24 protein-coding genes are annotated in these 22,242 nt (G+C 65.8%); 8 read left to right on the top strand and 16 right to left on the bottom strand.

What is annotated here, in order from left to right:
• The first annotated feature begins 34 nt into the window (after positions 1 to 34).
• Complete coding sequence (locus AmiPiv_RS03210) at positions 35 to 313, top strand: hypothetical protein (protein WP_340035795.1); 279 nt, start codon at positions 35 to 37, stop codon at positions 311 to 313.
• Positions 314 to 329: 16 nt separating this feature from the next.
• Here AmiPiv_RS03210 and hdaA read toward each other — a convergent pair whose 3' ends face one another.
• Genes hdaA through AmiPiv_RS03195 form a run of 3 tightly spaced genes read right to left on the bottom strand, consistent with a single transcriptional unit; the run spans position 330 to position 2,723 of the window.
• Positions 330 to 1,037 (bottom strand): DnaA regulatory inactivator HdaA, encoded by a 708-nt coding sequence (gene hdaA, locus AmiPiv_RS03205; protein WP_340035794.1) that lies wholly within the window; start codon positions 1,035 to 1,037, stop codon positions 330 to 332.
• On the bottom strand, positions 1,034 to 2,194 hold the full coding sequence (locus tag AmiPiv_RS03200) for an AI-2E family transporter (protein ID WP_340035793.1): 1,161 nt from the start codon (positions 2,192 to 2,194) through the stop codon (positions 1,034 to 1,036). The genes hdaA and AmiPiv_RS03200 overlap by 4 nt, the downstream gene beginning before the upstream one ends.
• Positions 2,166 to 2,723, bottom strand: coding sequence for a CDP-alcohol phosphatidyltransferase family protein (locus AmiPiv_RS03195; protein WP_340035792.1), 558 nt, complete (start codon positions 2,721 to 2,723; stop codon positions 2,166 to 2,168). Before AmiPiv_RS03195 ends, AmiPiv_RS03200 begins: the two co-directional genes overlap by 29 nt.
• Before the next feature lie 190 nt (positions 2,724 to 2,913).
• Between AmiPiv_RS03195 and purM the strand changes: the two genes are divergently transcribed.
• The 3 genes from purM to AmiPiv_RS03180 are packed head-to-tail and all read left to right on the top strand — an operon-like array spanning position 2,914 to position 5,221.
• Entirely contained in the window at positions 2,914 to 3,978 is a 1,065-nt protein-coding gene (purM, locus tag AmiPiv_RS03190) for a phosphoribosylformylglycinamidine cyclo-ligase (protein ID WP_340035791.1), read from the top strand.
• Complete coding sequence (gene purN / locus AmiPiv_RS03185; RefSeq protein WP_340035790.1) at positions 3,975 to 4,682, top strand: phosphoribosylglycinamide formyltransferase; 708 nt, start codon at positions 3,975 to 3,977, stop codon at positions 4,680 to 4,682. Before purM ends, purN begins: the two co-directional genes overlap by 4 nt.
• Positions 4,683 to 4,693: 11 nt before the next feature.
• Positions 4,694 to 5,221, top strand: a complete 528-nt coding sequence (locus AmiPiv_RS03180; RefSeq protein WP_340035789.1) for a SixA phosphatase family protein — start codon at positions 4,694 to 4,696, stop codon at positions 5,219 to 5,221.
• Here AmiPiv_RS03180 and AmiPiv_RS03175 read toward each other — a convergent pair.
• From AmiPiv_RS03175 to AmiPiv_RS03155, 5 genes are all read right to left on the bottom strand, one after another.
• Complete coding sequence (locus tag AmiPiv_RS03175) at positions 5,218 to 5,805, bottom strand: hypothetical protein (protein ID WP_340035788.1); 588 nt, start codon at positions 5,803 to 5,805, stop codon at positions 5,218 to 5,220. The two genes, AmiPiv_RS03180 and AmiPiv_RS03175, sit on opposite strands and share 4 nt — an antisense overlap.
• A 123-nt stretch (positions 5,806 to 5,928) precedes the next feature.
• Positions 5,929 to 6,822, bottom strand: a complete 894-nt coding sequence (locus tag AmiPiv_RS03170) for a cation diffusion facilitator family transporter (protein ID WP_340035787.1) — start codon at positions 6,820 to 6,822, stop codon at positions 5,929 to 5,931.
• A 25-nt stretch (positions 6,823 to 6,847) separates the two neighbouring features.
• The gene (locus tag AmiPiv_RS03165) at positions 6,848 to 8,956 is read right to left on the bottom strand and encodes a molybdopterin-containing oxidoreductase family protein (RefSeq protein ID WP_340035786.1); all 2,109 of its coding nucleotides are present in this window, start codon (positions 8,954 to 8,956) and stop codon (positions 6,848 to 6,850) included.
• A gap of 204 nt (positions 8,957 to 9,160) precedes the next feature.
• Entirely contained in the window at positions 9,161 to 11,038 is a 1,878-nt protein-coding gene (locus AmiPiv_RS03160) for an ABC-F family ATP-binding cassette domain-containing protein (RefSeq protein ID WP_340035785.1), read from the bottom strand.
• Between the two features lie 98 nt (positions 11,039 to 11,136).
• Positions 11,137 to 12,405 (bottom strand): MFS transporter, encoded by a 1,269-nt coding sequence (locus tag AmiPiv_RS03155; protein WP_340035784.1) that lies wholly within the window; start codon positions 12,403 to 12,405, stop codon positions 11,137 to 11,139.
• A 318-nt stretch (positions 12,406 to 12,723) separates the two neighbouring features.
• Between AmiPiv_RS03155 and AmiPiv_RS03150 the strand changes: the two genes are divergently transcribed.
• Entirely contained in the window at positions 12,724 to 13,155 is a 432-nt protein-coding gene (locus AmiPiv_RS03150; RefSeq protein ID WP_340035783.1) for a universal stress protein, read from the top strand.
• A gap of 84 nt (positions 13,156 to 13,239) precedes the next feature.
• On the opposite strand, the gene AmiPiv_RS03145 is transcribed toward AmiPiv_RS03150, so the two are convergent.
• Positions 13,240 to 13,866 carry a hypothetical protein gene (locus AmiPiv_RS03145; RefSeq protein WP_340035782.1) on the bottom strand — a complete coding sequence of 209 codons (627 nt, stop codon included), beginning with the start codon at positions 13,864 to 13,866 and terminating at the stop codon, positions 13,240 to 13,242.
• A 210-nt stretch (positions 13,867 to 14,076) separates the two neighbouring features.
• Positions 14,077 to 14,589 (bottom strand): DinB family protein, encoded by a 513-nt coding sequence (locus AmiPiv_RS03140; RefSeq protein ID WP_340035781.1) that lies wholly within the window; start codon positions 14,587 to 14,589, stop codon positions 14,077 to 14,079.
• A 63-nt stretch (positions 14,590 to 14,652) separates the two neighbouring features.
• Here AmiPiv_RS03140 and AmiPiv_RS03135 point away from each other — a divergent pair, with 63 nt between their 5' ends.
• Entirely contained in the window at positions 14,653 to 15,345 is a 693-nt protein-coding gene (locus AmiPiv_RS03135; protein ID WP_340035780.1) for a glutathione S-transferase family protein, read from the top strand.
• 74 nt (positions 15,346 to 15,419) lie between these two features.
• Positions 15,420 to 15,842: a nucleoside-diphosphate kinase gene (gene ndk / locus AmiPiv_RS03130; protein WP_340035779.1), complete on the top strand. Its 423-nt coding sequence runs from the start codon at positions 15,420 to 15,422 to the stop codon at positions 15,840 to 15,842.
• A gap of 176 nt (positions 15,843 to 16,018) precedes the next feature.
• On the opposite strand, the gene AmiPiv_RS03125 is transcribed toward ndk, so the two are convergent.
• The 6 genes from AmiPiv_RS03125 to AmiPiv_RS03100 form a co-directional block, all read right to left on the bottom strand.
• On the bottom strand, positions 16,019 to 16,786 hold the full coding sequence (locus tag AmiPiv_RS03125) for a YbaY family lipoprotein (RefSeq protein WP_340035778.1): 768 nt from the start codon (positions 16,784 to 16,786) through the stop codon (positions 16,019 to 16,021).
• Positions 16,787 to 16,898: 112 nt separating this feature from the next.
• Positions 16,899 to 17,372 (bottom strand): molybdenum cofactor biosynthesis protein MoaE, encoded by a 474-nt coding sequence (locus AmiPiv_RS03120; RefSeq protein ID WP_340035777.1) that lies wholly within the window; start codon positions 17,370 to 17,372, stop codon positions 16,899 to 16,901.
• 4 nt (positions 17,373 to 17,376) lie between these two features.
• Positions 17,377 to 17,631 (bottom strand): molybdopterin converting factor subunit 1, encoded by a 255-nt coding sequence (gene moaD / locus AmiPiv_RS03115; RefSeq protein WP_340035776.1) that lies wholly within the window; start codon positions 17,629 to 17,631, stop codon positions 17,377 to 17,379.
• Between the two features lie 4 nt (positions 17,632 to 17,635).
• A complete protein-coding gene (gene pgsA / locus AmiPiv_RS03110; protein ID WP_340035775.1) occupies positions 17,636 to 18,232 on the bottom strand; it encodes a CDP-diacylglycerol--glycerol-3-phosphate 3-phosphatidyltransferase in 597 nt (198 codons plus the stop codon).
• A 104-nt stretch (positions 18,233 to 18,336) separates the two neighbouring features.
• A complete protein-coding gene (uvrC, locus tag AmiPiv_RS03105; RefSeq protein WP_340035774.1) occupies positions 18,337 to 20,397 on the bottom strand; it encodes an excinuclease ABC subunit UvrC in 2,061 nt (686 codons plus the stop codon).
• On the bottom strand, positions 20,394 to 21,158 hold the full coding sequence (locus tag AmiPiv_RS03100; RefSeq protein WP_340035773.1) for an SDR family oxidoreductase: 765 nt from the start codon (positions 21,156 to 21,158) through the stop codon (positions 20,394 to 20,396). Before AmiPiv_RS03100 ends, uvrC begins: the two co-directional genes overlap by 4 nt.
• Positions 21,159 to 21,571: 413 nt before the next feature.
• Between AmiPiv_RS03100 and AmiPiv_RS03095 the strand changes: the two genes are divergently transcribed.
• Complete coding sequence (locus tag AmiPiv_RS03095; RefSeq protein ID WP_340035772.1) at positions 21,572 to 22,231, top strand: outer membrane protein; 660 nt, start codon at positions 21,572 to 21,574, stop codon at positions 22,229 to 22,231.
• Positions 22,232 to 22,242 lie beyond the last annotated feature (11 nt).

The following is a 22,242-nucleotide window of genomic DNA, read 5'->3' as shown; positions in this document are numbered from 1 at the left end:
AACCTGCACATCTGCTGCGAGGAGGACGACCGCCATGCCGTATCTCGACATCTATCTCAGCCAACTCGTCGATCCGTTCCGCATCGGCCTGCTGATCGCCCTCGTGTTGACGGCGGCAAACACCTCAAGGCAGATCAACCGCTGGATCCCCATCGCGCTCGGCATCGTGTTCGTGGCCGTGCTGATCCCCTACAGCATCGGCGCGGGCGCCAGCGAGGGCACGGCAGCGCCGATCCTGGTCGGGCTCGTCTCCAACGCAACCATTCTGGCGGTGCTGCTTGCCGCCAAGGCGGCCTATGCGCGGCTGGGCTGACGCCCGCGCCCCGCGCTCAGACGTCCAGTTCGCCCTGTCCGCTGTCAAGGGCGCCGATCATCTCGGCAGCCAGCGCGCGCGTGATGCGCGACTTGTGCTCCAGCGCCGCACGGTCGAGCTTCTCCACCACCCGGATCGCGGTCGACAGCGAACGCTCGATGCGGCGGACGAGGAACTGCACCACATGCGGCTCGACATCGACCTGACGGTCGGCGAACAGCTTGGTGATGACGCCGGCGAGCAGGAGGTCGTCCGGCTCCTCGATCTCCACCGTCGCGGCAGCCTTGAGCCGCGAGGCGAGGTCGGGCAGCGACACGCCCCAGGCCGAAGGAAAGCTGCGCGCGGTGATGAGCAGATGCGAGTGCGCCCCTCGGATCGCGTTGATGAGGTGGAACAGGCCCTCCTGGTCGAGTCTGCCCTGATCCGCATCGTCGATCAGCACCGGCGATGCGCCGATTGCGCCGACATGGGCCACGATATCGGACGCGTCGAGCTGCATCGCGTCCGAATGCTCGCGCCAGATGGCAGCAAGATGGGACTTGCCCGAACCGGCGGGACCCGCCAGCAGCACCACGGGCGCGGGCCAGTCGGGCCAGCGATCGATCATGCCGACCGCCTGCAGGTTGGCGCTCGAGACCACGAGGTCGTCGCGCGACAGGCCGGGCAGATGTCCGAGGTCGAGCGGCAGCTGGCGCGGTTTTGGAGGCTCGCGCGACACGTTCATTTTTCCGGGCCGGCGTCGCCCGGCTTCGCCGCCGGAGCGTGCGTCGCATGGCCATGATAGAGTGGCGAATCGAGGTAGCGCGAGATGGCGAAGCGCACCAGCACGGCCACCGCCGCCGCCGAGGGAACGGCAACCAGCAGGCCGACGAACCCGAACATGGCACCGAAGGCGACGAGGGCGAACATCAGCCAGACCGGGTGGAGACCGACGCTCTTGCCGACGAGACGCGGCTGCAGGATGTTGCCTTCGATGAACTGGCCGACGAAGAACACCGCCGCCACGGCCAGGACCATGGTCCAGTCGGGCCAGAACTGGACGACGGCGACGCCGAGCGAAAGTACCAGGCCAGTCAGCGAACCGACATAGGGGATGAAGCTGATCAAGCCTGCGAACAGGCCGATGAGGACGCCGAAGTTCAAGCCCGTCAGCGTCAGCCCCACCGCATACATGATGCCGAGAACGAGGCAGAGCGTGCCCTGCCCTCGGACGAAGCCGGCAACGGCCGTGTTGATGTCGCGGGCGATCTGCCTGACGGTGTCGACGTGGTCGCGCGGGATCCAGCTGTCCACCACGGCAACCATGCGGTCCCAGTCGAGCAGCACGTAGAATGCCACGACCGGCGTGACCACGAAAAGGCTGGCAATGGAAAACAGCGCCACGCCCGAACTCCAGATCGACTGGAAGATGGTGGTCAGGAACCCGAAGCCGGTCGTGAGCAGCGAATTGAGCCCCTCGCGCAACCCGGCCGCGTCGACGCCGAAGCGCTGCTCGAGCCACTCGGGATTGAAGTTGGTCACCAACTGCTGGAGCTTCTCGATATAGCCCGGCACCTTGGCGGCGAAATCGGCCATTTGCGACGCCAGCACCGGAACGATGATCACCAGCGCCAGAACGAGGAAGACCAGGAAACAGACGAGGATGACCACCGTCGCCATCAGGCGCGACAGGCCGAGCCGCTGCAGGCGGTCGGCCACCGGGTCGAGGAAATAGGCGAGCGCCATGCCGGCCACGAAGGGCAGCAGGATGTTGCTGAACAAATAGAGGAAACCGACAAACAGAACGGCCGATATCAGCCAAAAGCGGATCTGTTTGCGGAAGGCCGCCGCGGCGGCGGCTTCCAGCGCCTCGTTATCGATCGGGAGTTTCGCCTTCGCCATAGCCGCTCATATGTCTCAGCCAGGCAACGAGATAGGCCGCCGCCGAAGCGACGGTCAAGAGGCCAGAGACCGTTATCAACGCCGGGCGAAGCGGGCCGAAGCCGAAACCAAACGACAATTCGGCCAGCACCAGCGCCGCAAGCACGATCTGGACGGCGGTGTTGATCTTGGAAACCATCAACGGTTTCACCACCACCGGATTGCCCATGACCGTCGACAAGAGCACCGCGCAGACGATCAGCGCGTCGCGCGAGACGGCCAGCACGACCAGCCACAGCGGCAGGTGGCCCATGATGCCGAGAACGACGAAGACGCTGACCAGCAGCAGCTTGTCGGCCATCGGGTCGAGATAGGCGCCGAGCTTGGAATACTGGTTGAAGTGGCGGGCGATGAAGCCGTCGACGGCATCGGACACGCCGGCGACGACGAAGCCGGCGAAGGCCCAATCCCAGCTCCCCGTCAGCATGGCGTAGATCACGCAGGGCACGAGCACCAGCCTGCCTATCGTGATCAGGTTCGGAACAGTCACTGCTTCATCCCGCCTTTGTGTTTCAGCGAAACATGGGAGAGACTTCCGATCGCCGCAAGGGACAAGGCGCACGGCGAGGCTGTCCACGGCTTTGGCCGCCGCCAGCCGTCGCATATGGCCACTGTCGCTTGCGGGAAGGGTCCGTTCATGCGAATAGCGCGCAAAAGGCGCACGGCACCAGGATTTGACGATGAGCGAAGGCAAGAACGGTCTCACCTACGCGCAGGCGGGCGTCGACATCGACGCGGGCAACCTGATGGTCGAAAAGATCAAGCCGCTGGTGCGCTCGACGCGCCGGCCGGGTGCCGACAGCGAGATCGGCGGCTTCGGCGGGCTGTTCGACCTCAGGGCCGCCGGCTTCATCGACCCGATCCTGGTCGCGGCCAACGACGGCGTCGGCACCAAGCTCAAGATCGCCATCGACGCGGGCAAGCACGACACCATCGGCATCGACCTAGTCGCCATGTGCGTCAACGACATCGTCGTCCAGGGCGCCGAGCCGCTGCTGTTCCTCGACTACTTCGCCACCGGCAAGCTCGATCCCAACCAGGGTGCCGACATCGTCTCCGGCATCGCCGAGGGCTGCCGGCAGGCCGGCTGCGCGCTGATCGGCGGCGAGACCGCCGAGATGCCGGGCATGTACCATGGCAACGACTACGACCTCGCCGGCTTTGCAGTCGGCGCCGCCGAGCGCGGACAGCTGCTGCCCACCGACGACGTCGTCGAGGGCGACGTGCTGCTCGGGCTCGCCTCGTCCGGCGTCCATTCCAACGGCTACTCGCTCGTCCGCCGCATCGTCGAAAAGTCCGGCCTCGGCTGGGCCGACCGCGCGCCCTTCGCCGACGGTCCGGCGCTGGCGGAAGCCCTGCTCGAGCCGACCCGCATCTACGTCAAGTCGCTGCTCAAGGCGGTTCGCGAAACCCATGGCATCAAGGCGCTCGCCCACATCACCGGCGGCGGCTTCCCCGAAAACATCCCCAGGGTGCTGCCCAAGGAATTCTCGGCCGAGCTGGACCTGTCGGCCATCGAAGTGCCCGCGGTCTTCTCCTGGCTTGCCAAGACCGGCGGGGTCGCGCCGGAGGAAATGATGCGCACCTTCAACTGCGGCATCGGCATGATCGCGGTCGTCGCCGCCGGCCAGGCCGCGCAGGTCGCCGCCGTCCTGCAGGAAGCCGGCGAGACGGTCGCGCCCATCGGCCGCATCGTGCCGCGCCGCGACACCGGTGTCATCTATCGCGGGTCGCTGGCGCTATGAGCATGCACCGCAAGCGCACCGTCATCCTCATTTCCGGCCGCGGCTCCAACATGGCCGCGCTCATCGACGCAGCCGCCGATCCGGCCTTCCCGGCCGAGATCGTCGGCGTCATCTCCGACCAGGCCGACGCCAAGGGCCTCGGCATTGCCGCCAGCCGCGGCATCGCGACCAAGGTCGTGACCCGCGCCGACCATGCCAGCAAGGATGCGCATGACGCCGCCATCGACTCGGCACTCGCCACCTTCGGCGCCGAGATCGTGGCGCTTGCCGGCTACATGCGGCTGCTGACGACGGGTTTCGTCGAGAGGTGGCAGGGCCGGATGATCAACATCCATCCCGCGCTGCTGCCCTCCTTCAGGGGCCTCGACACCCACCAGCGTGCGCTGGATGCCGGCATCCGCGTGCATGGCTGCACCGTGCATTTCGTCACGCCCGCCATGGACGACGGCCCGATCATCGCCCAGGCGGCGGTGCCGGTGCTGATCGACGACGACGAGGCCACGCTTTCGGCGCGCGTGCTCAAGGCCGAGCACCGGCTCTATCCGCTGGCGCTCAAGCTGTTCGCCGAAGGCAAGGTCCGCATGGAAGGCAGCCGTTCCGCCTTCTCGGGCTTCACCGACGCCACCAGCCAGGACCACATCGCAGCGCCGACGCCGGCGCGCGACGAGGTCGACCTGGAACAGCTGGCGCGCATCACGCCGTAGTGGAGGCAGGCATGGCGGGGAAACGGCAACTGCTTGTCCTGCGCCATGCGAAGTCGAGCTGGGACGATGCCTCGCTCGCCGATTTCGACCGGCCGCTGGCGCCGCGCGGCGCAAAGACGGCGCCATTGATGGGCGCGGAGATCGCAAGGCGCGGCTGGCTGCCTGAGTTCGCCCTCGTCTCCCCTTCCCTGCGCACCCGCGAGACCTGGCGGCTGGCCACCGCATCCTGGCCGCAGCCGCTGCCGCCGGTTACCTATCCGCAGGAACTCTACGAGGCCTCCGCCGCCGAAATCCTGGCCGAGGTCCAGTCTGTACCGCACAGCGTCGGCACGCTCCTGGTTCTCGGCCACAATCCAGGCCTCGAATCCTTCGTCCGCATGCTCGCCGGCCCTGACTCGGCCGAAACCGCCCTGCGGCTGGTCAGGGAAAAATTCCCGACCGGCGCGCTTGCCCGGCTCGAATTGTCCGGTGGCTGGGATTCGCTTGGCCCCGGCAGCGCGACCCTGACACATATGCTCAGGCCGAAGGATGTCGGCTAGCGCCGGTGGCCGCCGAACCTGCCGGCAAGCAGCCTCAGCACCATCGGCATGGCAATTATGGCCAGGGCGCCCAGGAACCAGGCCAGGACGATCAACGGCTTGGCGATAATCTGGGCGAGCGCTGCGACCTGCGCGACGAAACTCGACGCCTGATCGACGTTGAGCATGCCGACGACGTTCTGGTCCAATCCGCCGGCGGCGGCGGCGTCCTTGCCACCCTGGATGACGGCGCCCGCATTGCCCGCCAGCCAGGCCCCCAGCCCGTCGACGAGGCTGTATCCCGCCCAGGCAAGCAGCGTCCACACGGCCAGCATCACCAGCACCATGGCGGTGCCCATTCTCGGCATTCTGGTCACGGCGCGCTGCTCGTCATGGGATGCATGTCGCCGAGGGTCGGCCCTGCCCCATTCGACTTTCGCCGGCTTTTCCCGTTCCGGCTTGTGGCCCGGTTCCGACGTCATGCGGGTCTTGTCGATGCCGAGCGCGCCAAGCAAGCCGTCACGTGCGCCATGCCCGTCGCCCGTGCCATGGCGCCTGGTTCGGCCGTGATTGTCGCGATGCCCGGACTTGCCGTGCCATCCCATCGGATTGCCTCCTCAACAGCAGCCGCTTCGGGCCTTTCCCAAAGCTGTCGGAAGACTAATTCCTCCAGCCGCTAGAGGTTAAAGAGGAAAAATGCCGGCGAGACAGGATGTCGCAAAGGCCGCTCAGTGGATGGTTTCCATCGGCGCGCAGTTCTCGCGTTCCAATTGCAGCGTCGTGTGGTGCAGGTCGAACTTCTGCTGCAGCTGCGCTTCGATCGCCCGGCGCACCGTCTCGGCGTCGGCGCCCTCGGCCAGCACGGCATGGGCGCTGAGCGAGGCCTTGCTCTGGGTGATCGCCCAGAGGTGCAGGTCGTGCACCGACGCGACCCCTGGCACGGCAACGATGGTCTGTTCGACCTCGGCCAGGCTCATCCCGGGGGGAACACCCTCGAGCAGGATGTTTACGCATTCCTTGAGCAGGACCCAGGTGCGCGGGAAGACCATGAAGCCGATGCCGACGGCGACCACGGAATCGACCCACTCCCAGCCCGTGAGCCAGATCAGCCCGGCGCCGGCGATGACGCCGATCGAGCCGAGCATGTCGGCCCAGACCTCCAGATAGGCGCCCTTGACGTTGAGGCTCTTGTCCTTGTGCCCGGTGAGGATGCGCATCGCCACGAGGTTGACCATCAGGCCGACTACGGCAATCGCCAGCATGCCGAGCGAGGCGATCTCGGCCGGCTCGTACAAGCGCTTGTAGGCTTCGTAGAGGATGTAGAAGGCGACGCCGAGCAGCAGCAGCGCGTTGAACGCCGCGGCCAGGATCTCGAAACGGGCGTAGCCGTAGGTGCGCAGGATGTCGGCCGGGCGGCGCCCGACACGGATCGCCAGCAGCGCGATCGCCAGCGCCATGGCGTCGGTCAGCATGTGCGCGGCGTCGGAGATCAGCGCCAGGCTGCCGGTGAGCACGCCTCCGACGACCTCGGCGACCATGAAGGAGCCGGCCAGGCCGAGGGCGATCCAGAGCCGCGGCACCGGCGTGCTTTCCATGTCGACATGCTGATGGTCGCCGCTCATATGTCGCTTCCCTCTGGCGCCGTGCCTATGCGGCCGCGCGCACCCAAACCTTGTTGTCGTGAACGGCAGCACCGCCATAGGGCGCGGGCGCATCGGCGCCGGTCAGCACGTTGATGCCCTCGCCGCGCTCGTGATCCGAGTTCGGCCAGATGCCCTCGGCGATGACCACGCCGCGCTTGATCTTGTCGAACAGCCTTGCGTGCAGCACCACTTCGCCGCGCTTGTTGCCGAGCTCGACGCGGTCGCCCGTGGCGACGCCCATGGCCGCGGCGTCGTCGGGATGGATCAGCAGCTCGGGCCGCCCCTCCTTCTCGCGCGACACCGGCGTCTCGGCGAAGGTCGAGTTGAGGAAGTTGCGCGCCGGCGAGGTCGCCAGCCGGAACGGATGCTCGGCGTCCGCCACCTCGATCAGGTCGACATGGTCGGGGAATTCGGGCAGCTGCTGGTAGGGTCCGAAGATGCCCATGCTCTTCGGCGGCTTGTTGGGGGCAGTACCGCCGTTCCACTGCGGCTTGAATCGGAACTTGCCGTCGGGATGGCCGAAGCCCTTGAGGAAATGCGCATCCTCGAACGCCGGCTGCATGTCGACCCAGCGGCTCTCCTGCAGGCTGTCGAAATTGCCGAGGCCGCGCTTCTCCAGCATGTGGTCGATATGCTGGCGCTCGGTCAGGCCGAAGCCCGGCATGTGCGAGACACCCAACCGCTTTGCCAGTTCCTCGATGACATAGTGGTTGGTGCGCGGCCCCTCCGGCGGATCGATCAGCTTCGGTCCCAGCGTGATGTGCTGGTTGCCGCCGCCCTTGTAGACGTCGTCATGCTCGAGGAACATCGTCGCCGGCAGCACCACGTCGGCGAGCTTGGCCGTATCGGTCATGAACTGCTCGTGCACACAAGCGAACAGGTCGTCGCGCATGAAGCCCTTCACCACCAGCCGCTGCTCGGGCGCGACGTTCGCCGGATTGGTGTTCTGGACCAGCAGCGCCGTCACCGGCGGACCGCCATAGAGCGCGTCCTCGGCGTTGGTCAGCACCGGACCGATGCGCGAGTGGTCGAGATAGCGGATGTTGGGATCGCGGAACTTCGTGCCCTCCAGAAGCTCGCCGTTGAGCTTGTAGATGCCCGAATTGGAATGGAAGGCGCCGCCACCCTCATATTGCCAGGCGCCTGTGACCGCAGGGATGCACAGCGCCGCATGCATGTTGACCGAGCCGTTGCGCTGGCGCGAAAAGCCGTAGCCGAGGCGGAAGAACGTCTTCTTGGTCGTGCCGACGAGCCGGGCGAAGGCCTCGATCTCCTCGACCGACAGGCCGGTGATCTGAGCCGCCCATTCGGGCGTCTTGTCGCGCAGATGCGCTTCCAGCCCCTTCGGATCGTCGGTGTATTTCTCCAGATAGGGCCGGTCGGCAAACCCTTCCTTGAACAGCACGTGCATCACCGCGCAGGCGAGCGCCCCGTCGGTGCCGGGCTTCAGCACCAGCGCCATGTCGGCCTGCTTCATCGTCGCGGTCTCATAGATGTCGATGACGACGATCTTGCTGCCGCGTTCCTTGCGGGCTTTCACCGCGTGGGTCATGACGTTGACTTGGGTGACCACCGCATTGGTGCCCCAGATCACGACGCAGTCGGACTTGCCGATCTCGCGCGGATCGGAACCGCGCAGCGCGCCCGTACCCATGACATAGCCGGTCCAGGCGAGGTTGGTGCAGATCGAGCCGAAGAAGCCGGAATATTTCTTGGCGTGGCGCAGCCGCTCGATGCCGTCGCGCTGCACCAGCCCCATCGTGCCGGCGTAGAAATAGGGCCAGACGGTCTCCGAGCCATACTTCGCCTCGGCGGCGATGAACTTCTCCGCCACCAGGTCGAGCGCCGCCTCCCAGCTCGCTTCCTTCCACTGCCCCTCGCCCTTGGCGCCGGACCGGACCAGCGGCTTCAGCAGGCGGTCGGGATGATGGACGCGATCGGCATAGCGCGCGACCTTGGCGCAGATCACGCCGGCCGTGTAGCTATTGTCCTTGGAACCATGGACGCGGCCGATGCGCTTGTCGTCGATGAGCTCGACATCGAGCGCGCAGGTCGACGGGCAGTCGTGCGGACAGGCCGAATGACCGATCCTGATCTTGGCGTGCTGGTTCATGGCGCCCTTTTACCCTGATGTCGGATTGCCGTGTAGGGCCAATTCGAGAGGTTGCGCTGCCCCTCATCCCCCTGCCGGGACCTTCTCCCCGTATAGGGACGGGGAGAAGGAGGCTGGCCGCTACGTCGCCGCTTGCCCCTTCTCCCCGTTCGCGGGGAGAAGGTCCCGGCAGGGGGATGAGGGGCAGCGCAACGGTGCAGCAGTTTACTCCGCGACCCCTTCCTCGTACTCCGCCGACATCGTCAGCCATTTGTCCTCGTTCTGGCCAAGCTGGGCGCCAAGCTGCGAGCGCTCCTTGGCGAGCTGGGTCGCGGTCGTCGGGTCCTTCTCGTAGAGCTTCGGATCGGCCAGTTGGTCCTCGATGAGGTCGATGCGCTTGCGGATGCGGTCCATCAGCGCCTCGGTGGCGCGGATTTCCTTGGCCAGCGGCTCCAGCGCCGCGCGCCGTGCCGCCGCCTCGCGGCGCTTGTCCGCCTTGGAGGCCTTGTCGGCCTCGCGCTTGTCGCGCCGGTCGCCGGACACGCCGGTCACCAGCGTCTTGTAGTCCTCGAGGTCGCCGTCATACGGATTGACCGAACCGTCCTTGACCAGCCACAGCCGGTCGGCCGTCGCTTCCAGGAGGTGGCGGTCGTGGCTGATCAGGATCACGGCGCCCGGGAAGTCGTTGAGCGCCATGATCAGCGCTTCGCGGCTGTCGATATCCAGGTGGTTGGTCGGCTCGTCGAGGATGAACAGGTTCGGCCCGTCAAAGGCGGAAAGCCCCATCAGCAGCCGCGCCTTCTCGCCGCCGGAAAGGTCCTTGGCGGCGGTGTTCATCTTCTCGGTGGGCAGGCCGAACTGGGCAACACGCGCCCTCACCTTCGATTCGGGCGCATCCGGCATCAGCCGGCGCACATGCTCATAGGCATTCTCCTCCGGCCTCAGATCGTCGAGCTGATGCTGGGCGAAGATCGCCACCTTGAGGCCCGGCGCGACCGTCACCGATCCCGTCTCGGCCTGAAGGCGTCCGGCCAGCAGCTTGGCGAAGGTCGACTTGCCATTGCCGTTGGCACCGAGCAATGCGATGCGGTCGTCGGCGTCGATGCGCAGCGTCATCTTCTTGAGGATCGGCTTGTCGGCCTGGTAGCCGACATTGACGCGATCGAGCGCGACGATCGGCGAGGCGACCGTCTTCACCGGTTCGGGGAAGCTGAACGGGCGGACATTGTCCTCGATCAGCGCCGCGATCGGCTTCATCTTCTCCAGCGCCTTGATGCGCGACTGCGCCTGGCGCGCCTTGGAGGCCTTGGCGCGGAAACGGTCGACGAAGGACTGCAGGTGCTTGCGTGCCGCCTCCTGCTTGACTCGGCCCTTCTCCTGCAACTCGCGCTGCTCGGCGATCTGGCGCTCGAACTGGTCGTAGCCGCCGCGCCAGAAGGTCATCTTCTTCTGATCGAGATGGACGATCGAGTTGACGGCGCGGTTGAGCAGGTCGCGATCGTGGCTGATCAAAAGAACGGTGTGCGGGTATTTCGACACGTAGTTCTCGAGCCACAGCGTGCCTTCGAGATCGAGATAGTTGGTCGGCTCGTCGAGCAGCAGAAGGTCGGGTTCGGAGAACAGCACGGCCGCGAGTGCCACGCGCATGCGCCAGCCGCCCGAAAAGGACGAAGCGGGCCGCTTCTGCGCCTCATCGTCGAAGCCGAGGCCGGCGAGGATCGTCGCCGCGCGGGACTCGGCCGAATGGGCGTCGATGTCGGCGAGACGGATGTGGATCTCGGCGATGCGATGCGGGTCGGTGGCCGTCTGTTCCTCAGCTAGCAGCGCGGTGCGTTCGACGTCAGCCTTCAGCACGATGTCGATCAGTGGCTCCTCGGTGCCCGGCGCCTCCTGCGCCACCTGGCCGATGCGGGTGTTCTTGGGCAGGCTGATGCTGCCGCTTTCGGAACTGAAGTCGCCTGTGATCGCCTTGAACAGCGTGGTCTTGCCCGTGCCGTTGCGGCCGACGAGACCCGCCTTCGTGCCGGCGGGCAGGGTCAGCGATGCATGGTCGAGCAGCAGACGTCCGGCAATGCGGAGGGAGAGATCGTTGATGATAAGCATGACGAGAGGGTTTCTGACGAAGTGTTGTGACGATGGCAAGTGCGCGCGCACGCACGGTGCGCAACGTACCGTCGAAAATCGAAGCAGGCGCCGGTGGCCTAGGCGAAAACCGGTCTGCCCATGCGGTGCATGGCGCCTTCGGCCACTTCGCCGCCGTGGCCTGCGGCGCGACCGTCCAGCGCTGCGGGCGGCGGCGAGGCATGGCCCAGAGCGAACAGTACGGCGCTGCCCGCCGCAAGCACGGCAAAGAGCATGAACATGCCCTGCCCGCCGAAGGCGCCGAGCGCCAGCCCGCCCAACAACGGTCCGAGGAAGTTGCCGACGGAGGCCAGCGAATGCGCGCCGAAATAGGCACCGCGGTTGTCGTCGCTGGCGATCTTGTCGACCAGCACGTATTCGGCCGGAACGACCAGCACCTCGCCCACGGTGAACAGCACCATGAAACCGATCAGCATCGTCGCGCTGGTGGCGAAGGCAAAGCCGACCTCGCCGCCAAGGAACAGCAGGCAGCCCGCGACCATCGCCTTCATCGGCCCGATCTTCTCGATCAATATCCGTGCTGGTGCGGTGGCCAGCACCACGACCGTGGCATTGGTGGTCACCAGCCAGGCGAAGACCTTCACCCCGTCCTCCAGGTTGGCGGTGACGTATTGCGACAGCGTCACCGACCATTGCCCGTAGACGGCGAGCAGCAATATGCCGCCGCCGAGGTAGAAGACCAGCCGGCGGTCGCGCAGGGCAGCGCCCAGGCGGCGCAGGCCCGGTAGCTGCGACGCGGCCCTGGCGCCGGCGCTACCCAAGAGAACGGCCGGCACGATGGCAAAAATCGCGGCCGAAAAGGCGAAATGCACGACGCCGGCGATGATGAACGGCGCCGCCGAGTTCGCGCCTATGGCGATGCCGATCATCGGCCCCACCGCCCAGCCGGCATTGATGACCAGGTAGCGCCACGAGAACATCCGCAGCCTGAGCCGCTCGGGAGCGGCGTCGCTCATCAGCGCACGCGCCACCGGTTCGTAGACCGCAGCGGCGACGGAAGAGACTATGTGGGCGAGCGCAAAGGCCGCGACCGACTGTGCCAGCCCCAGGCCGATCAGGCCGAGGCCAGCGAAAGCCAGCGCGACCGTCAGTACGATGCGGCGGCCGATCCGATCGGACAGCGTTCCGGCAAACGGGCTGGCGCAGGCCCCGAGAAGCGGACCGGCGCCGATCAGCATGCCGATGGTTGCCGGGCCGAGGCCAAAATCCCGCTGCAGGCGGATCGCAAGGAAGGTCAGCGTCATGCCGCGGGCGATGGCGAGCGCGCCCGCCCCCGCGATGAGCAGCAGCACGATCGTCTGGCCAAGCTTTTCGCCTTGAGCGCGCAACGAAATTTCCTCGCAGATGGGAAGGACGGCGATGGTCCGCCGCATGTTCGCCGTTCTGGTCGGGGCCGCGGTGAAAGGCAAGGCGCCTCGCCCCGACGAAGCGATGATCCAGACATCCTCATGACAAGGATCGGCGTCGCCACCCGGCTCCCAAAACGCCACTACTGGTCGGCGACCACGGAGAGGGAACGCGTATCCCGCCATGCGACAATCCGCCACACACCGATCCCAATTCGCAGTATTTTATCCATAAGAAATTAAATTTACCGTTGTGAATGTCGATACTGGACTAACCAAGATCCAATCATAGGGGAAGTCATGCCTAGGAAAATCCTCTGCGCGGTCGATGGTTCACACGCTTCAGACCGTGCCGCAGCTTGCGCGGTCGAGCTCGCCAAGGCGACCGGCGCCAAGCTCACCTTCGTCCATGTCAACACCGTGCCGCCGGACCGCATAGCCAAGACCTGGTTCTGGGACGAGACGCTGATCTCGGCGGTGAACGCCCAGATCAAGGAGCAACTGGCCCACGGCCAGAAGATCGCCACGAGCCAGGGGCTGACCGATTTCGGCAGCGTCGTCGTGACCGGCAACCGGGTATCCTCGGCGATCGCCTCCTATGCCAAGGAGAAGGAGTTCGACCACATCGTCATGGGAACCGGAGTGACGAACGAGTTGGAGCGGCTCTTCCTAGGCTCGGTCGCAACGGAGGTGGTGTCGACCGCCCACTGCCCCGTCACGATCGTCCGCTGAGACTGACCGGCGCAGCGCCGAAGCCAAAGACCGAAACGGCCCGCAACGCGGGCCGTTCCGAATTCCTGTCCGTCGCGTAGACGCTCAGCGGCTGGCCGTGCGCAGCAGCTTGCAGAGTTCGCGCAGGTCGCTCTCGAAGGCCATCGGGTTCGAAAGCACCATCTTGCAGCGCTTGACGTAGGTGGCGACCTGGGCCTGCGACATGCCGTTGACCACGCCCGGATTGATGCCGGGACCTCCCGGTCCGCCCGGTCCGCCCGGTCCGCCGGGGCCACCAGGCCCGCCGGGACCGGCAGGCCCGCCGATGCCGATGTCGATATCCGCAATCGTGTTGCCGCCGAGGCCGAGCGAGGTGCTGACGCCGCCGAGCCCGCTGCCGCCGAGATTGACGCCGACACCCGCGGTGAGACCGCCGCTGCCGCCCACGGTCGCCTTGGTGCCTACGCCGCCGCCGCCGAGCCCGATATCGACGCTCGCCCCGTTGCTGCCGCCTACGGTCGCCTTGGTGCTTGAGCCACTGCCGCCGAGCCCGATGTCGGCGTTGACCCCGCCGGAACCGCCTATGGACCCACCGACACCTCCGGAGTCGACCGATACGCCCAGCCCACCGCTGCGGTCACCGATTTCGATCGCGCTGACCGGCACGCTGAGCGCGGCGAATACCAAGCCCCCCGCCAATGCCGTTGCTATTGCCTTCGAAATGCCAGTCATGGATGTCTCCCTGTGGTTACCAAACCCCAGCGATCCGGCCTTTCAAAAAAAGACCAGTCGCCCAACCAGCAACGCTTCAATCGGGCAAACAGTTTCGCCCAATTGCTTCACTCTGTGCTTTCTATACAGAGAGTCAATGCGCGCCACTAAACAAAGTAAACACATGAATCCTTTTCACAATTTTCTATTAAAGCATAAAATTTTATCATCTTAGGCAAATGCACGACCGTCTTCCGTCCTCTGGAAATAAACCAAGTCGAGGATAATTGACGGTCGACCCAACACTGTGAGCACCATGTGCGCCTGGCCGCGGTGATGTGTTTGATGGTTGAAGAAATGATCGAGCGCAGGCGCCAGCCTTTGTGAGATGGTCCGCATGTCGGTCACCGTCATGTAGGTGAAGCGGCCGGCAAAGGCCTTTTCGCTCAAGCCGTTGACCCATTCCAGGATGCGCTTGTCCTCTGTCTGGCGGGCCGCCCGGAGCCTGGCGAAATCGGCGTGGAGCACGATGTCGAGCGCAGCCGGTGCATCGCCTTCGCCGCTGAAGCGCTTCATCCAGATGCGGTCGGCGACCAGCAGGTGGTTGAGCGTCCCCCGCATCGACTTGAAGAAGGCGCCGGTATCGCGGCCGAATTCCTCTTCGCTGAGATCGGCGGCGGCCTCGTAAATCCTCTCGTTGGCCCATTGATTATAGGCGGCCATCATCATGAAATGCTGTTTCATCGAACTTCCTTCGGTGCTTCGAAACCTTCCAGTCCTTCCTAAGTCCATCGGAAAGCCGCGCCAATGACTATTGTCTTCTACGACCTCGTGGGCCGCGACAGCTCGCGCCCGTTCAGCCCGCATTGCTGGAAAGTGGCGATGGCGCTGGCGCACAAGGGCCTCGACCACCGCAGCGTGCCGACGCGCTTCCTGGACGTGCCGCGCATCGAGGAAGGCGCCTCCAAGACCATCCCGGTCATCCGCGACGGCGAAAAGACGATCGCAGACTCCTTTGCCATCGCGCTCCATCTCGAAGCGGCCTACCCGGACCGGGCGACGCTGTTCGGCGGCTCGGGTGGCAAGGCCCATGCGCGCTTCATCGAACGCTGGTCGCAGCTGACCCTGCATCCCTATCTCGCCGTCGCCGCGCTAACCGCGCTCCACGCCATGCAGGACGAACCGAACGCCGCCTATTTCCGCGCAAGCCGCGAGGCGCGCTTCGGCAAGACGCTCGAGGAGGTGACGGCCGGCCGCGAAGCCGGCCTCGCGGCCTTCCGCGCGTCGCTGGAGCCGCTGCGCGGCATGCTCGCCTATCAGCCCTGGATCGGCGGCGATGCTCCGCTCTTTGCCGACTATATCGTGTTCGGCGCGCTGCAGTGGGCCCGCGTCGCCTCGCCGTTCCAGCTGCTCGAACAGGGGGACCTCGTTGCCGGCTGGTTCGAGCGATGCCTAGACCTGCACGGCGGCCTGGGGCGGCGCGTCGCTGCGGCGGCATAGGCCACTTGGCAATGCGGCGGGCGGCCTGTATAGAGCCCGCCACACTGCAAATCCCCAGACAACAAGGACCTATCATGGCGATCGAACGCACCTTTTCGATGATCAAGCCGGACGCAACCAAGCGCAATCTGACGGGCGCCATCACCAAGATGCTCGAGGATGCCGGCCTGCGCGTCGTTGCTTCCAAGCGCGTGTGGATGAGCCGCCGCGAGGCCGAAGGCTTCTACGCCGTCCACAAGGAACGCCCCTTCTTCGGCGAGTTGGTCGAGTTCATGTCGTCGGGCCCGACGATCGTCCAGGTTCTCGAGGGCGAGAACGCCATCACCAAGAACCGTGACGTGATGGGCGCCACCAACCCGGCCAACGCTGCCGAAGGCACCATCCGCAAGGTTCATGCGCTGTCGATCGGCGAGAACTCGGTGCACGGCTCGGACGCCCCGGAGACCGCTGCCGAAGAGATCACCTACTGGTTCTCGGGCACCGAAATCGTCGGCTGAGCCACGGCATAACGTCGCTGGCCTCGAGCCACTGACGCGGAATCGAAAAGCCGGGGCAAACGCCCCGGCTTTTTTCTTTTGCGCTACAGGCCGGCAATCGGAAGTCGCTACCGCAATGCCGTCTCCGCGGCTGGAATTTCAACGACTTGGCTGAGACTCCGGCGAAACGGATTCAATCAGCCGCCGGCCGAAAAGCGGAGGATCGCCTTGCCGTCCTTGTCCGCCATGACCAGCTTGCCGTCGGCGATGGCGTAGGTGGCGACACGGCCCAGCGCGTCGTGGAACTTGTGCTCCTGGTCCATCATCGCCTGCTCGCAGGCCATCTGCGTCGCCCCGATCTGGCCGAAGGTTATGCCGTTGCCGTCTATCTTGACGCTGCCGAAATAACCGTTGCAGCCGCCGCGGCCCGAAACCCCGCCGTCCTTGCCGATGCGCAGCGTCGACTTGGCCTTGTCGATCACCCCGCCGCCGTCGATGTCCTCGGCGACCCAGTCGCGCTCGAAGATGCCGGCCTCCTCGGCCGGTTCGGATTGGCTGACCATCTTGAGCAGCATCGACTGCGGCCCGGCCGTCAGCGGGTCGACCGAGTGGCGGACGTCGTTGATGAACCAGAGCCGGTCGTCGACGGTGATGCGGGCCTGGAGCGCGTAGCTCATGCCGCCGCGGATGGCGGCTTCATCGAACTTGACGGCGAACTTGACCGGCACCTGGCCGGCAGGATCGATCTTCTGCTGCCCGATGACCTTTGCGGGCGCATCTGCCAGCGACACGTCGACCAGTTGGACGGTCAGGATGGCCTGCGGCGGCAGGGCGATGCGTTCGCGGTAAAGCACCTCGCCGCCGATCGTCTTGTCCTCGGCGGTGGCCAGCGCCGGCATCGCCAGGAGCCCGACCAGCAGCGGCGCGACGCCGAACACGAAATACTCTGCAAGCTTGCCCATCATGGCCAACACTCCATCTGCTCTGCTGCCCCGGCCTCTCCATTCAGGCATCGGGATCCGGCGACCGAATGTGCAATGAATTAAGGTCGTTCGATGACTTCGCTGAGGTGACGATTCAAATTTTCGACCAGCGGGCGGCGGCGGCCTCGTCGCTTTCCTTGGCGTTGACCCAGGCCCCTTCGCTGCCGTCTGCCCGATGCTCCTTCTTCCAGAAGGGCGCGCGCGACTTGAGGTAGTCCATCAGGAAGCTCGCAGCCTCGAACGCTGCGTGCCGGTGCGCGGAAGCCGCGACCACCAGCACGATGTTCTGGCCCGGCGCGATGCGGCCAAATCGATGGATTGCGGTGATGCCGGTGAGCGGCCAGCGTGCGACAGCCTCGCTGGCGATGCGGGCGATCTCGGCCTCCGCCATGCCGGGATAATGCTCGAGTTCGAGTGCCGCCAGCGTGCCCGCCTCGTCGCGGCACAGGCCGGTGAAGGTGACGACCGCGCCGACATCCGCCCGGCTCCGCGTCAGCCGCGCGATCTCGGCGGCGACGTCGAAGTCCGCCGCCTGGATGCGAACCACCGGCACGACCGCGGCAGTCACGGCCTCAGCCCCCCGTCATCGGCGGGAAAAGCGCGATCTCGCGCGCGCCTGCCACCGCCTCGCGATGGTCGACATGCTCCTGGTTGATCGCCACGCGGATCACATCGGGATGCTGCAGCGCGCTCTCGAACTCTTCGCCGCGCGACTTGAGCCACAGGAGGAGGTCGGACACCGTCCTCACTTCGGCCGGCAGGTCGACGTCCTCCTCGGCCTTGCCGATCCGCTCGCGCACCCAGGCAAAATAGATGAGCTTGGTCATCGCCTCATTCGTCCATGATGTGCTTGAGGCCGGCGCGGAAATAATCGTAGCCGGTATACAGGGTGACGATGGCGGCGATCCACAGCAGCGTCAGGCCGACCTGGGTGGTCAGCGGGAAGATCTTGTCGCCGGCCGGACCGGCCAGCAGGAACGCGATCGCTACCATCTGGATGGCCGTCTTCCACTTCGCCAGCTGGGTCACCGGCACGCTGACCTTGAGCGCTGCGAGATATTCGCGCAGGCCCGAAACCAGTATCTCGCGGCAGAGGATGATGATCGCCGCCCACAGCGACCAGCCGGCGATGCCGCCGCGATTGTCGGTGTCTGCGGCGAGCAGCAGCAGGCATGTCGCCACCAGCAGCTTGTCGGCGATGGGGTCGAGCATCTTGCCGATGTTCGAGGTCTGCTTCCAGGCGCGCGCCAGGTAGCCGTCGAGATAGTCGGTCACGCTGGCGGCGATGAAGATGCCCAGCGCGCTCCAGCGGGCAAAATCGCTCGATTGCAGGCGGCCTTCCAGGAAGAAGCAAAGCACCACCAGCGGCACGGCCACGATGCGCGCATAGGTAAGCATGTTGGGCAGATTGAATGCGCGCTGGGCCATGGTTTCTCTTGTGCTCTTTCGTCTGCGTAGTGAAATCAGAAGGCTATGCCGGGGGTCAACTGGCTATAGATAGTCCAGCCTCGGATCGACGCCAATCGCGGCCATCAATTGTCGTGAAAATGGTTGTAAACAAGGCGTGCGATCGATTCCGATATCCCCTCGACCGCCATCAGGTCCTCGACCGCCGCGCGGCTCACCGCCTTGGCCGTTCCGAAGGCCAGGAGCAGCGCGCGCTTGCGCGCCGGCCCGATGCCGCCGATCTCGTCGAGCGGGTTCTTGACCATCTCCTTCTTGCGGCGGGCACGGTGCGAGCCGATGGCGAAGCGGTGCGCCTCGTCGCGCAGCCGCTGGACGAAATAGAGCACCGGGTCGCGGACCGGCAGCGAGAACGAATCCTTGCCCTTGGCGAAGAAGCGTTCGCGACCGGCCTCGCGGTCCTGGCCCTTGGCGACGCCGATCGCCACGACCCGATCCTCGATGCCGAGTTCGGCGAGCATCGCGCGCACCGCCGTCATCTGCCCCTGCCCGCCGTCGATCAGGATGACGTCCGGCCAGGCCGGGAATGCACCATTGGCCTCGGGATCGTCGTCGGTGTCCGCCTGCGCGTCGCCATGATCCTTCAGCAGGCGCGTGAAGCGCCGCTGCATCACCTCGCGCATCATGCCGAAGTCGTCGCCGGGAGTGATGTCGGTCGAGCGGATGTTGAACTTGCGGTACTGGTTCTTCACGAAGCCTTCCGGCCCCGCGACGATCATGCCACCGACTGCGTTGGTGCCCATGATGTGCGAGTTGTCGTAGACCTCGATGCGTGCGGGAGGCTTTTCGAGACCGAAGGTCTGGGCGAAGCCCTCGAGCAGGCGCGCCTGGGTCGAGGTCTCGGCGAGCCTGCGTCCCAGCGCCTCGCGGGCATTCTGCGCCGCCTGGTCGACGATGTCCTTCTTCTCGCCCCGCTGCGGCACAGCGATCGCCACCTTGTGGCCGGCCCGGGTGGACAGCGCCTCGCCCAGCAGTTCCTGCTCCTCGACCGCCTGGGAGAGCAGGATGGAGCGCGGCGACGGCTTGTCGTCGTAGAACTGGGCCAGGAACGAGCCCAGCACCTCCGCGGCCTCGATGGCGGGGTCCGCCTTGGGGAAGTAGGCGCGGTTGCCCCAGTTCTGCCCGGTGCGGAAGAAGAACACCTGGATGCAGGTCTGGCCGCCTTCCTGGTGGATGGCGAAGACGTCGGCCTCGTCGACCGTCTGCGGATTGATGCCCTGGTGGCTCTGCACGTGCGACAGCGCCGCGAGGCGGTCGCGGTAGATGGCGGCGCGCTCGAAGTCGAGGTCTTCCGCCGCCTGCTGCATCTGGGCGGAGATCTCGGTCTTCACCTTCTGGCTGCGGCCTGACAGGAAATCCTTGGCCTCGCTGACCAGCTCGGCATAGCCCTCCGGCGAGATCTCGCCGGTGCACGGGCCGGCACAGCGCTTGATCTGGAACAGCAGGCACGGCCGGGTGCGGTTGTCGAAGAAGCTGTCGGTGCAGCTGCGCAGCAGGAAGGCGCGCTGCAGCGAATTGATCGTCCGCCCCACCGCCTGCGCCGAAGCGAAGGGGCCGAAATAATCGCCGCCCTTACGCGAGCGCGCGCCGCGATGCTTGTAGATGCCAGGCGAGGCGTGGTCGCTGGTCAGCATGATGTAGGGGAACGACTTGTCGTCGCGCATCAGCACGTTGAAGCGCGGCCTCAGCCGCTTGATGAGGTTCGCCTCGAGCAGCAGCGCCTCGATCTCGGTGCGGGTGACGACGAACTCCATCGTCGCCGTCTCGCGCACCATCTTGCCGATGCGGTTGGTGTGGAACCGCCCCTGCGCATAGTTGGTGACGCGCTTCTTCAGGCTGCGCGCCTTGCCGACATAGAGCACGTCGCCCGCGGCGTTCATCATCCGGTAGACGCCCGGCGCATTGGGCAGGCGCTTCACCAGCGCCTGGATGACCTCCGCCCCGACCAGGCCGTCGGCGTCGCCGGCATGCACCGTCCAGTCGATTGCCGTGAACGGCAGGTCCGGCCCGGCAGGCGCAACTTCCTCCTCCACCGCCTCGTCGTCGTCGAGGTCGATGTCGGGCATGTCTTCGGCAGCCTTGCCACCCTTGCGGGGGCTCGAGCCGGTATCGGATTCGCGTGCACTCATTCGGGCATGCCTGTCACATCGGGTGTCTGCCAGGCAAGGTGCTGGCCGCCGTCGATGGCGATCATCTGGCCAGTCACCGACCGCGCCTCCCAGAGATAGCGGATCGTCGCGCCAAACTCGGCAAGCTCGGGCCCATGCTTCAGGATCAGCCCGTCGAGCTGGGCCGCGAAGTCGGTCTCGTCCTGGCGTGCGCTCGGCAGCGTCGGCCCGGGACCGATGGCGTTCACCCGGATGCGCGGCGCCAGCGCCTGCGCCATGGTCCGGGTCGCTGCCCACAGCGCTGACTTCGACAGCGAATAGGAGAAGAACTGCGGCGTCGGTTTCAGGACCCGCTGGTCGATGATGTTGACGATCAGGCCTTCCATGCCTGCGGGCAGTGCCGCGGCGAAATTCCTGGCCAGCAGCGCCGGGGCCTTCACGTGCAGGGCAAAATGCCTGTCCCAGGCATCCCAGCCAAAATCGGTGACCGAATCATTGTCGAAGGTGGACGCGCTGTTGACGAGCAATGAAATCGGTCCGAGCGCGGCTTCGGCCGCAGCGATCAGCCGGTCGACGGCGGCCATGTCGGTGAGGTCGGCCTGGACGACGGCGGCCTGCCCGCCGCGCGCCTTGATGCTGGCCGCCAGCCGTTCAGCCTCGTCGTATGAGCGGTTGCAGTGGATGACGACACCGAAGCCGTACGCGGCAAGGTCTTCGGCCACGGCGCGGCCTATGCGCTTGGCCCCACCCGTCACCAGCACGTTGCCAACTTTCTTCGCCATCAATCGACCTCTCGAGCATTCCTCGGCCAGTGCAAGCCACCACGCCACCCCGGTAACCTAGGTAAAAAGCCGTTCAACGATGGGGCAACAATGCGGCAAAGTCGCTTCCCACCACCGCACGGCCGGGTCGGCGAACCGTGACCTGCCAACGAGATATAGAACGCTCGACCCGTTGCACCAAGCGGGCTGCAGCCAAAGGCCGCCAAGGCTACTGACAAGGGTTGTTGCATTCCAGCAACGTCAAGCTTCAGCCTCATTTGCGCCCCCCAATCACCTCACTTCAGGTTCGGTTCAGCCGCATTTCGGCACGACATTCGGAACCGTCCGGCGCCCACGCCGTTTCTCCCCCCGGACGGGTCTAGGGCGCCAATTTGAAAGAAAGCCAGTGTTTCGTTGGCTTAAGGAGTAAAACAATGACTGCCATTCTCAAGCACGGTCGCCCGCTTGCCGCGGCGTTCGGCCTGGTCGCCCTGGCGGCAATGCCCGCCTTCGCCGCCGACGTCGTCATGCAGGAGCCGCCGGCACCCTCCGTTCCGATGGAAGTGCCCCCGGTCGCCAGCTGGGGCGGGCCCTACGCCGGTGTGTTCCTCGGCTACGGCTTCAGCGGTGAGTCCGATGTCGGCGGCACCAACGTCGACACCGACGGCTTCCTCGGCGGCGCCTTCGTCGGCTACAACTACGAGATGAACAACTTCGTGATCGGTGCCGAAGGCGACATCGGCTACAGCGGCGTGGAAGGCGACAACGCCGACATCAACGTCAAGTCGGGCTTCGAAGGCTCGCTGCGCGCCCGCCTCGGCTATGCCGTTTCGCCGGACATCCTGCTCTACGGTACGGCCGGCGGCGCCGGCAAGCGTATCGAGGTCAGCAACGCCGCAGGCGAAGACACGAACACCGCGCTCGGCTGGACCGCCGGCGTCGGCACCGACGTCAAGCTGACGGAATCGGTCTTCGGCCGCGTCGAGTATCGCTACACCGACTTCGGCAGCGACAACTACAACCTCGGCGGCACCTCGACCGAAGTGTCGAGCAAGGATCATCGCATCCAGTTCGGCGTCGGTATGAAGTTCTGATCGCAAGATCG

Source organism: Aminobacter sp. Piv2-1 (genome assembly GCF_037625995.1).
GTDB lineage: Bacteria > Pseudomonadota > Alphaproteobacteria > Rhizobiales > Rhizobiaceae > Aminobacter.
This window is presented reverse-complemented; position numbering and strand designations above follow the sequence as displayed.

What these genes read in the sequence shown, in the direction of transcription:
- AmiPiv_RS03210 (WP_340035795.1), top strand. Translation starts at nt 35, where the DNA reads ATGCCGTATCTCGACATCTATCTCAGCCAACTCGTCGATCCGTTCCGC.
- hdaA (WP_340035794.1), bottom strand. Translation starts at nt 1,037, where the DNA reads ATGAACGTGTCGCGCGAGCCTCCAAAACCGCGCCAGCTGCCGCTCGAC.
- AmiPiv_RS03200 (WP_340035793.1), bottom strand. Translation starts at nt 2,194, where the DNA reads ATGGCGAAGGCGAAACTCCCGATCGATAACGAGGCGCTGGAAGCCGCC.
- purM (WP_340035791.1), top strand. Translation starts at nt 2,914, where the DNA reads ATGAGCGAAGGCAAGAACGGTCTCACCTACGCGCAGGCGGGCGTCGAC.
- purN (WP_340035790.1), top strand. Translation starts at nt 3,975, where the DNA reads ATGAGCATGCACCGCAAGCGCACCGTCATCCTCATTTCCGGCCGCGGC.
- AmiPiv_RS03180 (WP_340035789.1), top strand. Translation starts at nt 4,694, where the DNA reads ATGGCGGGGAAACGGCAACTGCTTGTCCTGCGCCATGCGAAGTCGAGC.
- AmiPiv_RS03175 (WP_340035788.1), bottom strand. Translation starts at nt 5,805, where the DNA reads ATGGGATGGCACGGCAAGTCCGGGCATCGCGACAATCACGGCCGAACC.
- AmiPiv_RS03170 (WP_340035787.1), bottom strand. Translation starts at nt 6,822, where the DNA reads ATGAGCGGCGACCATCAGCATGTCGACATGGAAAGCACGCCGGTGCCG.
- AmiPiv_RS03165 (WP_340035786.1), bottom strand. Translation starts at nt 8,956, where the DNA reads ATGAACCAGCACGCCAAGATCAGGATCGGTCATTCGGCCTGTCCGCAC.
- AmiPiv_RS03160 (WP_340035785.1), bottom strand. Translation starts at nt 11,038, where the DNA reads ATGCTTATCATCAACGATCTCTCCCTCCGCATTGCCGGACGTCTGCTG.
- AmiPiv_RS03150 (WP_340035783.1), top strand. Translation starts at nt 12,724, where the DNA reads ATGCCTAGGAAAATCCTCTGCGCGGTCGATGGTTCACACGCTTCAGAC.
- AmiPiv_RS03145 (WP_340035782.1), bottom strand. Translation starts at nt 13,866, where the DNA reads ATGACTGGCATTTCGAAGGCAATAGCAACGGCATTGGCGGGGGGCTTG.
- AmiPiv_RS03140 (WP_340035781.1), bottom strand. Translation starts at nt 14,589, where the DNA reads ATGAAACAGCATTTCATGATGATGGCCGCCTATAATCAATGGGCCAAC.
- AmiPiv_RS03135 (WP_340035780.1), top strand. Translation starts at nt 14,653, where the DNA reads ATGACTATTGTCTTCTACGACCTCGTGGGCCGCGACAGCTCGCGCCCG.
- ndk (WP_340035779.1), top strand. Translation starts at nt 15,420, where the DNA reads ATGGCGATCGAACGCACCTTTTCGATGATCAAGCCGGACGCAACCAAG.
- AmiPiv_RS03125 (WP_340035778.1), bottom strand. Translation starts at nt 16,786, where the DNA reads ATGATGGGCAAGCTTGCAGAGTATTTCGTGTTCGGCGTCGCGCCGCTG.
- moaD (WP_340035776.1), bottom strand. Translation starts at nt 17,631, where the DNA reads ATGACCAAGCTCATCTATTTTGCCTGGGTGCGCGAGCGGATCGGCAAG.
- pgsA (WP_340035775.1), bottom strand. Translation starts at nt 18,232, where the DNA reads ATGGCCCAGCGCGCATTCAATCTGCCCAACATGCTTACCTATGCGCGC.
- uvrC (WP_340035774.1), bottom strand. Translation starts at nt 20,397, where the DNA reads ATGAGTGCACGCGAATCCGATACCGGCTCGAGCCCCCGCAAGGGTGGC.
- AmiPiv_RS03100 (WP_340035773.1), bottom strand. Translation starts at nt 21,158, where the DNA reads ATGGCGAAGAAAGTTGGCAACGTGCTGGTGACGGGTGGGGCCAAGCGC.
- AmiPiv_RS03095 (WP_340035772.1), top strand. Translation starts at nt 21,572, where the DNA reads ATGACTGCCATTCTCAAGCACGGTCGCCCGCTTGCCGCGGCGTTCGGC.